Annotated in this window: 15 protein-coding genes; 14 read left to right on the plus strand and 1 reads right to left on the minus strand. The window is 43.0% G+C overall.

What is annotated here, in order from left to right; translation table 11 throughout:
* Window positions 1–14: 14 nt before the first annotated feature.
* The 4 genes from VRU48_RS03290 (at window position 15) to VRU48_RS03305 (ending at window position 2,302) form a co-directional block, all read left to right on the plus strand.
* Complete coding sequence (locus VRU48_RS03290; RefSeq protein ID WP_330106493.1) at window positions 15–812, plus strand: HipA family kinase; 798 nt, start codon at window positions 15–17, stop codon at window positions 810–812.
* Complete coding sequence (locus VRU48_RS03295) at window positions 790–1,173, plus strand: DUF3037 domain-containing protein (protein ID WP_330106494.1); 384 nt, start codon at window positions 790–792, stop codon at window positions 1,171–1,173. Before VRU48_RS03290 ends, VRU48_RS03295 begins: the two co-directional genes overlap by 23 nt.
* Before the next feature lies 1 nt (window position 1,174).
* Complete coding sequence (locus VRU48_RS03300; RefSeq protein WP_330106495.1) at window positions 1,175–1,642, plus strand: helix-turn-helix transcriptional regulator; 468 nt, start codon at window positions 1,175–1,177, stop codon at window positions 1,640–1,642.
* Window positions 1,643–1,771: 129 nt separating this feature from the next.
* Window positions 1,772–2,302, plus strand: a complete 531-nt coding sequence (locus VRU48_RS03305) for a DUF4199 domain-containing protein (RefSeq protein ID WP_330106496.1) — start codon at window positions 1,772–1,774, stop codon at window positions 2,300–2,302.
* Between the two features lie 4 nt (window positions 2,303–2,306).
* On the opposite strand, the gene VRU48_RS03310 is transcribed toward VRU48_RS03305, so the two are convergent.
* On the minus strand, window positions 2,307–3,692 hold the full coding sequence (locus tag VRU48_RS03310) for an MBL fold metallo-hydrolase (protein ID WP_330106497.1): 1,386 nt from the start codon (window positions 3,690–3,692) through the stop codon (window positions 2,307–2,309).
* A 229-nt stretch (window positions 3,693–3,921) separates the two neighbouring features.
* Between VRU48_RS03310 and VRU48_RS03315 the strand changes: the two genes are divergently transcribed.
* The 10 genes from VRU48_RS03315 (at window position 3,922) to VRU48_RS03360 (ending at window position 12,814) form a co-directional block, all read left to right on the plus strand.
* Complete coding sequence (locus VRU48_RS03315) at window positions 3,922–4,389, plus strand: YMGG-like glycine zipper-containing protein (protein WP_330106498.1); 468 nt, start codon at window positions 3,922–3,924, stop codon at window positions 4,387–4,389.
* 55 nt (window positions 4,390–4,444) lie between these two features.
* Entirely contained in the window at window positions 4,445–5,614 is a 1,170-nt protein-coding gene (locus tag VRU48_RS03320) for an MBL fold metallo-hydrolase (protein ID WP_330106499.1), read from the plus strand.
* Window positions 5,615–5,676: 62 nt separating this feature from the next.
* Window positions 5,677–6,054 (plus strand): hypothetical protein, encoded by a 378-nt coding sequence (locus VRU48_RS03325; protein ID WP_330106500.1) that lies wholly within the window; start codon window positions 5,677–5,679, stop codon window positions 6,052–6,054.
* Complete coding sequence (locus VRU48_RS03330) at window positions 6,045–6,887, plus strand: hypothetical protein (RefSeq protein ID WP_330106501.1); 843 nt, start codon at window positions 6,045–6,047, stop codon at window positions 6,885–6,887. The genes VRU48_RS03325 and VRU48_RS03330 overlap by 10 nt, the downstream gene beginning before the upstream one ends.
* The gene (gene miaA, locus VRU48_RS03335; protein WP_330106502.1) at window positions 6,888–7,820 is read left to right on the plus strand and encodes a tRNA (adenosine(37)-N6)-dimethylallyltransferase MiaA; all 933 of its coding nucleotides are present in this window, start codon (window positions 6,888–6,890) and stop codon (window positions 7,818–7,820) included.
* Between the two features lie 27 nt (window positions 7,821–7,847).
* Complete coding sequence (locus VRU48_RS03340) at window positions 7,848–8,963, plus strand: DNA adenine methylase (RefSeq protein ID WP_330106503.1); 1,116 nt, start codon at window positions 7,848–7,850, stop codon at window positions 8,961–8,963.
* A 5-nt stretch (window positions 8,964–8,968) separates the two neighbouring features.
* Window positions 8,969–9,583, plus strand: a complete 615-nt coding sequence (locus tag VRU48_RS03345; RefSeq protein ID WP_330106504.1) for a hypothetical protein — start codon at window positions 8,969–8,971, stop codon at window positions 9,581–9,583.
* A 445-nt stretch (window positions 9,584–10,028) separates the two neighbouring features.
* Window positions 10,029–10,535, plus strand: coding sequence for a hypothetical protein (locus VRU48_RS03350; protein ID WP_330106505.1), 507 nt, complete (start codon window positions 10,029–10,031; stop codon window positions 10,533–10,535).
* A gap of 332 nt (window positions 10,536–10,867) precedes the next feature.
* Complete coding sequence (locus tag VRU48_RS03355; protein ID WP_330106506.1) at window positions 10,868–11,404, plus strand: DUF3347 domain-containing protein; 537 nt, start codon at window positions 10,868–10,870, stop codon at window positions 11,402–11,404.
* Between the two features lie 123 nt (window positions 11,405–11,527).
* The gene (locus VRU48_RS03360; protein ID WP_330106507.1) at window positions 11,528–12,814 is read left to right on the plus strand and encodes a citrate synthase; all 1,287 of its coding nucleotides are present in this window, start codon (window positions 11,528–11,530) and stop codon (window positions 12,812–12,814) included.
* Window positions 12,815–12,882 lie beyond the last annotated feature (68 nt).

Below are 12,882 nucleotides of genomic sequence, written 5' to 3' on the forward strand. Positions count from 1 at the left end.
CCTTATCATTTCAAATGGATCAGCAACAATCCTTACAGTTAAGAACGGTAAATGTAACCCGCTATGTAACGCCCCTGCGCGAAGGCGGTTCTATGCCTGCCATTGCCGAAGCAGACGACGGCTTTTTGTACGTGCTTAAATTTAGGGGCGCGGGACAGGGCCATAAAGCGCTCATCTCCGAAATTATTGGTGGAGAACTGGCCAGGGCTTTGGGCCTTAAAGTGCCTGAGCTTGTTTTTGCCAACCTTGACGAGGCTTTTGGCAGAACTGAGCCCGACGAAGAAATACAAGACCTCTTGAAGGCAAGCGTAGGCCTTAACCTGGCCCTGCATTACCTTTCGGGCGCCATTACTTACGACCCAACTGTTGCTACGATAGAGCCGTTGTTGGCTTCGAAAATCGTTTGGCTCGATTGCCTACTGACCAATATGGACAGAACGGCTCGCAATACCAACATGCTTTTCTGGCATAAAGAGCTTTGGCTCATCGATCATGGCGCATCGCTTTATTTTCACCATTCGTGGCAAAATTGGGAAGAACAAGCCAAACGTCCGTTTGTATTGGTCAAAGACCATGTTTTGCTGCCACAGGCCAGTTTGCTGGAGGAGGTTGATGTCGAATTGCGCAAGCTGCTGCATCCGGCACTGATTAACGAAGTGCTGCAACTCATTCCTGATGCATGGCTCGATGAAAGGGCTTTTGAAAGCAGTCAGGCCCAAAGAGAAGCCTATGCCTCGTTTTTGAACACCCGAATAGAAAATTCTTCCATTTTTGTAAAAGAAGCACAACATGCAAGAGCTGCACTTATTTGAATATGCCGTTATTCGCGTGGTGCCCAAGGTAGAACGCGAAGAATTTTTGAATGTTGGGATCATTTTGTATTGTGCCAAACAGAAATTCTTGAAGAGTGTTTTTCACCTTAACGAAGCGCGCCTGAGTGCCTTTGCCTGCGAAACGGAAACCGATTTCATTTGGCATAACCTATTGGCCATCGAGAAGATCTGTGAAGGCAAAGCAGGTTCGGGCCCGATTGGACAATTGGATATGGCTTCACGTTTTCGTTGGCTTACGGCTACCCGAAGCACCGTTGTACAAGCTTCTAAAGTGCATCCCGGCTTTTGCGTCGATGCACAGGAAACCTTGGAGAAACTGCATCAGCAACTGGTTTTATAGCATGTTGACAAAGGCCAGGAAATATAAGCAGGTAATTGGGTATGGTGCTGTATTTGCCCTCCTCATGCTGGTGATAAGATGGCTCGAAATCCGTTACATCATTATGGCGCATGCTTTCGAAATCTATGCAGGCGCCATTGCGCTTATTTTTACCTGTTTGGGCATTTGGCTGGCGCTGAAACTGGTTAAACCCAAAATACATACCCAGGTAATCGAAAGAGAAATCTACAGAACGGCGACCGATTTTGCATTTAACCAAGAAGCTTTCGAAAAACTGGGCTTAAGCAAACGCGAACTGGAGGTGCTGCAACTGATGGCCAGAGGCGCCAGCAACCAAGAAATTGCCGACCAGCTTTTTGTATCGCTCAATACCATTAAAACCCATGTAAGTCGCTTGTTCGAAAAACTTGAAGTGAAACGCCGAACACAGGCCGTAGAATTGGCCCAAAAGCTTTCCTTAATCCCTTAAGGATCTCATACTTTAGTACCAAAGGCTTGTTTTTTAGTAAAATCACCCGAAAGTATGAAGCCGATTTTAGAGCCATCAGCTTATTTTGTCGTCAAATAATCCTAACTTTTAAACAAATTATCAAGTACGATGAAAAAGAACATTCTCGTTTTCGGCCTCCTATCCGGACTCATTGTAAGTGTAGCCATGAGCGTTTCTATGGTGCTATGCTACAACAAAAACAGCTATTCGGGCAATATGGTGTTGGGTTACACCATGATGCTTTTGGCTTTTGTCTTTGTTTTTGTGGGCATTAAGAACTACCGCGATAAGTTTAACGGCGGCTTGATCAGCTTTGGCAATGCCTTTAAAATAGGTGGCTTAATTGCCTTGATCGCTTCAACCATGTATGTTATCGCTTGGCTGATTGTGTATTACAATTTTATCCCCGATTTTATGGAGAAATATTCAGCCCATGTAATCAACCAGGCTAAAGAGGCCAAGGTTTCGCAGGCTGAACTTAACAAGCAGATTGCCCAGATGAATTCTTTCAAGGAAATCTACAAAAGTCCCTTGGGCATTATTTTAATGACCTATCTCGAAATCCTGCCTTTGGGATTAATCGTTGCGCTCATCAGTTCGTTGATCCTGAAGAGAAAAGAGATGAAGCTAGCGGCCTAGAGGTTTAAAGTTCAAACGTTTCGCCTCGCTCGGGGATGGCCACTTGGTAACCTTTCTGCTTTAAGGCATCGGCAAAGGCAAACATGCTTTTGGTTTCGCCATGGACCAAAAACACCTGTTTGAGCTGTTCTACAGGTTGTTGTCTTACGGTTTCCATCAAATCGTTATGATCGCCATGCCCGCTTAGCAGGTCGGTTTGTTTAATGGCGGCATAAACCATCAGGTCGCGATTGCGTAAACGTACAATTGGATCGCCTCGCAATAGCCGGTCGCCCAAAGTTCCCTTGGCACAAAAGCCTATAAAAAGAATGGTGCAGTAATAGTTTTGGATGTTGTAATAAAGGTGGTCTTGAATACGGCCACCTTCCAGCATTCCGGCAGAAGAAATGATAATGCAGGGTTCTAAATAATTGCTGATCGACTTGCTTTCCTTTTGGTCGTGCGTGTAGGTGAGGTTCTCGAATTCAAACTCGTCGCCTTTAAGCTGGTAAAACGCCTTGGCTTCGTCGCTAACCAGTTCATGGTACTTGCGGTAAACATCGGTGGCATAATTGGCTAGCGGGCTATCCACAAAAATCTGTACCGGAGGCAACAGTCCCTTGCTAAAAATCTGGTTCAAGGTAAACACCAACGATTGGGTGCGACCAATGCTGAAGGCGGGAATAATGAGCCGGCCAGGGTTTTTGATACAGGTTTCTGTTATCGTTTCAATCAGTTTTTGCTCAATGGTCGTTCCTGTCGAATGCAAACGTCCGCCATAAGTAGATTCGCAAACCAGGTAATCAACCGGAGGCAAAGGCATTGGATCGGGGAGGACAGGATAGTTTTTGCGGCCGATATCACCTGTAAAAGCTATTTTTTTGGTGATCCCATGTTCTGTTATGCTCAGAATTACTGCTGCTGCACCCAGTAAGTGGCCAATCGGAACAAAAGTGAGGGTTATATTGCCGTTAATTTGGAACGTTTTGTTAAAACCGATGGTCACAAAGCGATCTACGGTTTCCATCACATGTTTTTGCAGGTAAAGCGGTGCCGGACCTGAACGTTTTTTACGGCCCTGCGATTTCTTCTTTTGTTTGCTTAAAAAGATATTCACCGAATCCAACAGCAAAAGTTCGCTCAAATCGGCTGTGGGTGGCGTACACAGGATCTGTCCTTCAAATCCCATCCTGATCAAAGTAGGCAAGTTGCCCGAATGGTCGATATGGGCATGGGTCAAAATCACCACGTCGATGTTGCTGGGGTCGAAAGGAAAATGTTGATTTTCGTCTAGATAGGTGCCTTTTTCATAATCCAGTCCGCAATCTATCAATATATTGTAACCCTCGGTCTGCAACAAACTCATGCTGCCCGTTACTTGCTGGGCAGCGCCCCATACGCTTAATTTCATCTCAGTTAGATTCTCCGCTAAAGTGGACAAGATATTCATTTTTGCGGTTCAAACAAAACCCTGAAATGCCAATTGACTTAATTGTGAGTAAAAAAAATATAGCTAAACAAAAATGCCCTTGTCGCTGTTTTTTAATGGAATTGAGCCTGTGTTTTTTGAATAGCCGATGCCTCGATTTCTATTTTGGCATCATTTTTTCACTAGTTGGGTATAAATTAAATCTAATATTATGAAAAGGATAATCGCAATAGTTGCCTTTGCAACAGTTTTAGCTTCTTGTGGCAATAGGGCCAAAGAAGAGGCATTGGCCAAACAGCAGGCCATCGCTGCCGTAAAAGACAGCTTAAAATTAGATAGTTTTAAAAGGGCAGAAGAGGCCAACAAGCAACGCCTGATCGAAGAAAAACACCAGGCAGAATTGGCAGCCGCCAGAAGAAGCGCTACAACCAGCTATTCATCTAGCGGTACGACCACTACCTCGTCGGCCGGAACCACCACGGCAGCCAAGAAAAAAGGCTGGAGCGATGCGGCCAAAGGCACAGCTATTGGTGCGGGTGTTGGCGCATTAGGCGGTATTTTAATTGATAAAAACGATGCCAGGGGCGCTATTATTGGTGGCTTGGCAGGTGCAGGTGCCGGTTATGCCATTGGCAGGGCCGAAGACAGAAAAAGCGGTAGGGTACAGAAAAAACAATAATATATTAATCTAGCTATGTTTAAAGCCCAGTTTGTAAAAGAACTGGGCTTTTTTTGTGGATAAAAAAGACATTGCGCTAACCATACCGACATTGTACCCTAATGAAATTGTATCTATCATTGTAGGTGATTTCAAACTGACCAAAATGTATCTGCTGCTTATTGTTGTTTTAACGCTCGTTATAGTCACCTACCTCGTGCTCCAGCTTCCCGTTTTTGGACGTTTGCCAAAGGGAAAGCGACTCGAAAAACTGAGGCAGTTGCCAAATTATGGCAATGGCGCCATCGAAAATCTTTCGCCAACGCCAACCAAGCCAGAAGATGTTTCATGGGGGCAAATGCTGTCTAAAGTGATCAAAGGCAATGTAAATGGCGTGCCTCCAAAGGCGATTCTGCCACTCGTACCAGACTTTTCGCCTTCCGAATCGTTAAAAATGACTTGGTTTGGACACTCGTCCTACCTCATCCAGGTAGATGGCCTCAATTTATTGGTCGATCCGGTTTTTAGTGCCAGAACATCGCCTTTTCAGTTTATCGGTACCCAAAACTTTCCGGGCACCGATTTTATCAAGGCCGAAGACCTGCCGTCTTTGGATATCGTGCTAATTACCCACGATCATTACGACCATCTGGATTATGGAACCATTTTAAAGCTAAAAAACAAAACCAAGCATTTTATAACTTCTTTGGGGGCAGGTAGCCATTTAGAGCGATGGGGCATCAAGCCCGACCAATTAACCGAATTGGCTTGGGGCGAAACGGCCGAACTGATGGGGCTGAGCTTTACTGCAGCGCCAGCCAGACATTTTACCGGACGAAAATTTAAGCGCAATCAAACCCTCTGGTCGTCTTTCGTGCTCAAAACCAAAATCCAACGGCTTTATTTGGGTGGAGATTCGGGCTACGATACCCATTTTAAGAACATCGGACAAACTTATGGCCCTTTTGATTTAGCCATTTTAGAATGTGGGCAATACAATGACATGTGGCCTTATATCCATATGTTTCCCGAAGAAGTGGTGCAGGCCAGTATCGATCTTGGTGCGCAATGTTTGCTGCCTGTACATTGGGGCAAATTCAAATTGGCTATCCATGATTGGGACGATCCTATTAAAAGAGTAACGGCCAAAGCCGACGAGTTGGGCGTGCAATTGGTTACGCCGCAACTAGGGCAAACATTTAGTCTGGAAAACAAACCGCAAACTGCCTGGTGGAAAGAATTATAAATTGTTTAAATGAACAATTGCCCCTAAATTAGTGTTTGTTAAAAAAGCTAAACCATAGACCCATGAAAACCGATCTTGTCGAAATATTTCAAACCATCAGGGCTTCGTTGCAGCCCTATGCAGCTAAAGGTTTTGCCGTTCGAAACAATACCGATGCCGTTTATGAACTTTGGAGCGAGCAGGAGGTAGAGATAACAGGCAGAAAGTACGACGAGGTATTTTTTGTGAGCGTTTGCATCTTGAAAAACAGTGTTGGTTTTTATTTTATGCCGGTTTATATCGAACCGGAGCTTAAAAAATTGTTGCAGCCCGATCTGCTTAAGTTGCTCAAAGGCAAATCATGCTTCCATGTCACCAAACTAAGCGACGAATTGTTAAATCAGATTGTAAATGCCCTGGAAACAGGTTTTACGCTTTATAAACAAAAAGGGTGGGTTTAAATCCGTTTTGGCAGGAAGATGTTTTTTTAACTGTACAGGCATTTCAACATGATATCAAATGGCTGCACCCGGCACCTTATTGTATTTTGCAGTGCAACGGGCAGTTTTTTATCCATTTGGTATCTTTAACTAATCAGTTTGAGCCTGAAGAGCTGATTGCCTTACAGCTTCAATACCAACAAGAAGGCAAGCAGTTGGTTCATTTGTGGGAAGATGTATGGCTGGCCAGAAGAGCACAGGTGCTGATGCGCATCAAATCTTTTCTCGGCTTAAACCAGACCTATCATGGCAGGCAGGTCCAAATTGTTGAAATCGATTCGAAAACCGCGCAACGCTTTTTAGATGCCCACCATTTGCAGGGCTATATCAATGCCAAATACCACTATGGCTTAACTTATCATGATGAATTGCTAGCTGTGGCAAGTTTCAGTGGCGCAAGGGCGATGAAATCAAAAGGGGCTGATTACCAGTCGGCAGAGTTGGTTAGGTTTGCCTCGGCCAACGGACTGACCATTGCAGGTGGCTTGAGCAAGCTGATCAAACACTTTACCAAACAGCTTCAATTAAACGACCTGATGACCTATGCCGACAGAGATTGGTCGCTGGGCAAGGGCTACGATAAATTGGGCTTCAGCTATGCCAATGAAACCGAACCTGCCTATTTGTATGTACACAGTTCAACGCTGGTCAGGTATTTTCCACATCGCCTGCCCGCCAAAATATTATTGGATTTTGAAGCTCAAAAAGATATAAATTTGGACGATTTTTTGGCTTTTCACGGCTATGTGAAGCTATTTAACACGGGCAACTTAAAATATTACCTCTACTTTTAAATGCAGGCACATCCATTGTTGATTATTTTGGGGCCAACGGCTTCTGGCAAAACCAAACTGGCTGTTGCAGCAGCTGATCGGCTAAACGGCGAAATCATCAGTGCCGATAGCCGGCAGGTTTTTAAGGGGATGGATATCGGAACCGGAAAAGACCTTAACGAATACCAAATCAACGGAAATCATATTCCTTATCATTTAATAGACATCAGGAACGCTGGCGAACAATACCAGGTCAACGCCTTTAAGGACGATTTTTATCAGGCTTTGACGCAAATTGTTCAACGCGGGCATTTGCCTGTTTTATGTGGTGGCACCGGCATGTACATCCATAGTTTATTGCAAAACCACGAACTGACCGCTGTTCCGGTTAACGAAACCCTACGAACTGAACTTTTGTCCTTATCAAAAGCCGAACTGCAAGATAGAATTAGCCAATACCCAGAAAATTTAAGGGCTCAGGCCGATTATTCCTCGGCCAAAAGACTGATTAGGGCGATAGAAATTGCGGCCTATCTCCAAAACAACCCTTTGCCACAGCAAACCCGACCTACGCTTAGGCCTTTGGTTATCGGTTTGGATAGCGAGGTAGAATTGCGGCGGAAAAGAATTATAGAGCGATTGCAAGTGCGGTTAAACAATGGACTGATTGCGGAAGTTGAAGGTTTGCTCCACAACGGCGTATCGGCGGCAATGCTTTCTTTTTATGGGCTTGAATATAAGTTCGTAGTCGCTTACCTTCAAGGCGAAATGGATTTGGCAACCCTGCAGGAGAGGCTGGGTACTGCAATTTGCCAGTTTGCCAAAAGGCAGATGACTTTTTTCAGGAAAATGGAAAAAGACGGCGTAAATATCCATTGGCTAAAGGCCGAAAAAGGGACGGCAACGCTCCAAAAAGAAGTTGTGGATTTATTTATGGCGTTTAATTCAAAATAATCGCATATTCGCTCCATGAACAAAAAAATGCGGCCGCTAATCAAATGGACGGGAGGTAAGTATAAGGAATTTGCCCTGTTTGCCCACCACATCCCTCATTTTGAGCGTTATGTAGAGCCGTTTTTTGGTGGAGGAGGCGTGTTTTTTGCCCTGCAACCCCGTGTTCCCGCTTTCATCAACGATAAGAGCGCAGATCTCATTAATTTTTACCGGCAGCTTGGACAAGAAGATTTCAAAGCCGAGCTTTTGAAATATGCCGATGCCTGGACCGCTTTGGCCAAATTATCGGCACAGCTTTGGGAAAGTTGCGAGGAGATTTTTACGAGGTTTATTTATACCGATTTGCCAATAACCGAGTTACATCAATGGCTCGAAAAGAGGTTAACCAAGCAACTTGACAAACACAGTCTGCTCAACGACAAGGATTTTCTGGTTGATGCCGAAGGGTTTAGGAATACCCTTTTGAGTAGCCTAACCGATAAGGCCAAGCGCATCAAAAGGATTGAACAAAGGGAAAAACGCCAATTTAACGCCTCAGAATTGGCCGTGCATTTCGAAACGGGATTAAGAAGCGGCACTTATCTGTTTTTTAGAAAGTTGCTGAACCAATATTATAAGCAAACTTTAAACTTGTCGATGGCCAAGTCCGTGGCCAATTGGTATTTTGTGCGCGAGCTTTGCTATGGAGCCATGTTCAGGTTTAATGCCAAAGGCGAATTTAATATCCCTTACGGAGGCATTGCCTACAACAAAAAGAACCTGCATCAGAAAATCCAGCATATTTTCAGCAACGAAATTGCCCAGTTGTTTGAGGCTACGAAAATAGCCAATGAAGACTTCGAGGCTTTTTTGAATGGGTTGGATTTAAAGCCCAGTGATTTTATTTTCCTCGATCCGCCATACGACAGCGAGTTTTCGGAATACGATCAAAATGCCTTTACGCAACATGACCAGGAGCGCTTGGCCAATTTTTTAATAAGCTGTAAGGCCAAATGGATGGTGGTGATTAAGGAGACTGAATTTATCCGGAAAATATATACTCATCCTCAAATAAAAATCGTAAATTTCAATAAAAGCTATAGCTATAATGTAAGAGGCAGAAACCAAAGAGCCGTTGTGCACCTGATTATTACAAATTATTGATATCTATGAACGAATATACGCAAATAAGTCCTTATGTATTTAATTGCGATGTTTGTCCAACGCGTTGCGATGGTGCTAGTAAAATGGTTTATAATTTTGAAGATGATGTGGCTTTCTCAGAGCATTATGAACAACAACTCATAGATTACATCAACAACACAGGGAAATTTCTAGCCCAAAAAACAGCTGATGATGCTTATCCTGATATCAAAGTCACACACAAAAACAGCAATAGTTCTTTCTATATTGAAGTAAAAGTACAGAGGCGTACATTTATGAGCATCGAAAAAAAATTGCCAGATGCTAAATTAAAGCCCTCTGAGACTGTAGCCTTAAATCTAAGCGATTTGTTAAGATATGACGAATTAAAAAAGACAAAAGGAATAGAGATATTTATTTTGTGGGTTTTGTTAGATAGGCCATGTATTACTGGAGGGGAAACAAAATATTACTATCGGCTTATTTCAGAATTGATGCTGATTTTTGAAGCAAATAGCGAAAGTAGACGTTTTACACGTGAAAGCGGTGATGGTGATATTGTGGATGGAATACATAAAGGCGTTACAGTAAACTATCATTTTAGCCTGACTGAACTTAAGCCTTGGGAAAAAAGGGATTAGGTAAGCAGGAACAAAAGCAGTAACACACCTGATCATTACCAATTACTAGTTTTTCGCCTGTTAAACTGATCAGCAGACAAGCATACCTTGACTTGTATAGGCGTATCGAGATGCCCCAAAACAAGCAAAAATCATAATTTACATTTCCTTAACAAATGCAAAGACTGGTTTTAGTGAACTATCATAAGTCTTCCAGATTTTTCGTGCAGATTGTATTTGTTTAATTTTCAGTTAATTATATTGATTTTCGTTAGGTGTACTTAACTTATAACGCTTATGGCGCTATTTAAATGCAATTGATGCGAACAAATACCCTGTAAGAATGTTAATATGTTATTAACTATTCAAAATTTGGTTTTGTCATGTGGCATACAATTTGTTTAAATTTGAGTAGATGGCCAATAAAGGCTGTCCGCAACAAAACTTAACCAAAGTATTTTTAACAATGAAAAATTCTACAAAATTTTTAGCTTCTGCAGTAGCTGCACTGGCTTTATTCTTCACGAGTACTAACGTTAATGCACAATCGTCTTCAAAATTCGGTATCGGTTTAAATGTTGGTATCCCAACTACAACGGGTTATAGCTTCGCCATTGGTGGCGATTTGCGCTATCAGTTCGACATCGACAAACAATTGTCGGTTCCAATTACTGCGGGCTATACCAATTTCTCGCTAAAAGACAGCTACGGTGGTGGCAGCTTCGGCTTTATCCCGGTTAAAGCTGGTCTTAAATATTTCTTCAATGATAGCGGCGCTGGCGCTTATGGCTTGGCCGAAGCTGGTGCCGGATTTAGCACTACTTCAGGTGGCGGTACGGCATTCGTTTACTCGCCAGCTATCGGTTATGCCTGGAGCACTGGTTTAGACCTTGGCTTGAAATATGAAGGCTATTCTAACAACGGAAGTATCGGCTACGTAGGTTTACGTTTGGCTTATGGCTTTAAACTGTAATTAGATTTACCTCAGAAACTGGCCCTCGACATTGATTTGTCGAGGGTTTTTTGTTTGTATTATCTCGATTGGCTTGCAGGCTGATGAAGTTGCTGGCTTAAAAATCTGTTAATCTGCCACTTGGTTTTTATCGGAACCAACTAGGCGCTTTATCTCGTTCTAATCCCGATTTAATGCTAATCTAATTTAAAAGTCAAGCCTTCAAAATTTTGAAGGCTTTTTTGCTATTTTAGAATTATAAATGCTATTTTGAGCAAAAAACAAAATCTATGCGATTACGCTTCTGTTTTCAACAAAACATGGTGTAAACGTTAACCAAATAGAAACATCAGATGAGAAATTATTTCGGGGTTGCAGCCCTTATGGTATTGGCGGCTTGCAACACTAATTCCAATTCATCAGGCACTACCACCAAAGACAGCACGGCCAAAACCGTTGCCGTAGCCACTGTGGCCAGCATCAGTTTCAAGGATGCCAAGTTGCAGGATATCTATAACGACTATATCGCGCTGAAAGACGCGCTGGTAGCCACTAAAATGCCTGATGCCCAAACAGCTGCAAAAAAGCTCGCCGGTTCGTTAAAAATCTTTAATGGATGCGAGAATACGGCAGTGACTGCGCAAAAAATCGCCGATGCCAAAGATATCGTTGCGCAGCGGAAAGAGTTTACGGCCTTGAGTTCAGACGTCATCGCCTTGTTTAAGCATGCCGAATTGGCTAAAGGAACCATTTTTGTACAGCACTGCCCGATGGCCAACAAAGGCGATGGGGGAGATTGGCTCTCTTCTGAAAAGAAAATCCAAAATCCATACTTTGGCAGCGAAATGATGGAGTGCGGTGCGGTTACCGAAGAAATCAAAGCCAAATAATTTCATTGTAAAAACCTTGGGTTTTGGCCTAAAATTAACAATAACTTAACAGTTTTGTTAGGTTCAGAACCCTCAATTTAAATTCAGATTAACTATTTTTGTTATTTATAAATTATAAGATATATGTCAGCTATTGCAGAAATTAAGATAGACGGTATGACCTACGAGTTTCCGGTTATTACTGGAACCGAAGGAGAGAAGGCCATCGATATTTCAAAATTAAGAGATCTAACAGGTCACATTACTTTAGATTTAGGTTATAAGAACACAGGTTCGACCAAAAGTGCCATTACCTTTTTGGATGGCGAAGAAGGCATTTTGAAATACCGCGGCTACCCGATTGAGCAATTGGCAGAAAAATCTACTTTCTTGGAAGTAGCCTATTTGTTGATTTATGGTGTTTTGCCTAAACAAGAAGAACTGGATGATTTCCAAAAGCAGATCAGCAGGCACACCCTGATCCATGAGGATATGAAGAAATTCTTAGACGGCTATCCGTCTAAATCGCATCCGATGGCGCAGTTGGCTTCATTGGTTTGTTCGTTGTCTACTTTCTACCCTGAGTCGCTTAACGCCAACTCTTCGAAAGAGGAAATGAACCTGACCATGATCAAATTGTTGGCCAAGTTTCCAACCATTGTGTCTTTCATCTATAAAAAATCGTTGGGCCATCCGCTCATCTATCCTAAAAACAAATTCGATTATGTAACCAACTTCCTGCACATGATTTTTGGTCAGCGTACAGAAGATGTAGAAATCGATCCTGTGGTAGTGAGCGCCATGAATACCCTGCTTATTTTGCACGCAGACCACGAGCAGAACTGTTCGGCCTCTACGGTAAGAATGGTAGGTTCATCTGATTGTAACCTTTATGCTTCGATATCGGCCGGTATTTCGGCGCTTTGGGGTCCGTTGCATGGTGGTGCCAACCAAGCGGTAATCGAAATGCTAGAGCTGATTAAAGCTGATGGTGGCGATACCGAAAAATGGATCAACAAAGCCAAAGACAAAAACGATCCTTTCCGCATGATGGGTTTTGGACACCGCGTTTATAAAAACTTCGATCCAAGGGCAAAAATCATTAAAAAGGCCTGCGACGATATCTTGGAGAAATTAGGCATCAACGATCCGGTATTGGAAATTGCCAAAAAACTGGAAGAAGCAGCCTTGAACGATCCTTACTTCATCGACCGCAAGCTTTACCCTAACGTAGATTTCTATTCGGGCATTATTTACAGAGCCTTAGGCTTCCCAACCGATATGTTTACCGTATTGTTTGCCTTGGGCCGTTTACCGGGATGGATTGCCCAGTGGAAAGAAATGCACGAAAACAAAGAGCCAATCGGCCGTCCGCGCCAAGTTTACGTAGGCAATGTGAACATGGAGTTTGTGCCAATCGACAAAAGATAAAAAGAAAACTTCAATAAAAAAGGCCGATGCAATTTGCATCGGCCTTTTTGTTTTTTGTGATACTAGCC

Source organism: Pedobacter albus, assembly GCF_036324255.1.
Classification (GTDB): Bacteria; Bacteroidota; Bacteroidia; order Sphingobacteriales; family Sphingobacteriaceae; genus Pedobacter; species Pedobacter albus.

Coding starts and splice junctions, on each gene's coding strand:
- VRU48_RS03290 (WP_330106493.1), top strand. CDS start 15: ATGGATCAGCAACAATCCTTACAGTTAAGAACGGTAAATGTAACCCGC.
- VRU48_RS03355 (WP_330106506.1), top strand. CDS start 10,868: ATGAGAAATTATTTCGGGGTTGCAGCCCTTATGGTATTGGCGGCTTGC.
- VRU48_RS03340 (WP_330106503.1), top strand. CDS start 7,848: ATGCGGCCGCTAATCAAATGGACGGGAGGTAAGTATAAGGAATTTGCC.
- VRU48_RS03360 (WP_330106507.1), top strand. CDS start 11,528: ATGTCAGCTATTGCAGAAATTAAGATAGACGGTATGACCTACGAGTTT.
- VRU48_RS03315 (WP_330106498.1), top strand. CDS start 3,922: ATGAAAAGGATAATCGCAATAGTTGCCTTTGCAACAGTTTTAGCTTCT.
- VRU48_RS03310 (WP_330106497.1), bottom strand. CDS start 3,692: ATGAAATTAAGCGTATGGGGCGCTGCCCAGCAAGTAACGGGCAGCATG.
- VRU48_RS03345 (WP_330106504.1), top strand. CDS start 8,969: ATGAACGAATATACGCAAATAAGTCCTTATGTATTTAATTGCGATGTT.
- VRU48_RS03325 (WP_330106500.1), top strand. CDS start 5,677: ATGAAAACCGATCTTGTCGAAATATTTCAAACCATCAGGGCTTCGTTG.
- VRU48_RS03350 (WP_330106505.1), top strand. CDS start 10,029: ATGAAAAATTCTACAAAATTTTTAGCTTCTGCAGTAGCTGCACTGGCT.
- VRU48_RS03305 (WP_330106496.1), top strand. CDS start 1,772: ATGAAAAAGAACATTCTCGTTTTCGGCCTCCTATCCGGACTCATTGTA.
- VRU48_RS03295 (WP_330106494.1), top strand. CDS start 790: ATGCAAGAGCTGCACTTATTTGAATATGCCGTTATTCGCGTGGTGCCC.
- miaA (WP_330106502.1), top strand. CDS start 6,888: ATGCAGGCACATCCATTGTTGATTATTTTGGGGCCAACGGCTTCTGGC.
- VRU48_RS03300 (WP_330106495.1), top strand. CDS start 1,175: ATGTTGACAAAGGCCAGGAAATATAAGCAGGTAATTGGGTATGGTGCT.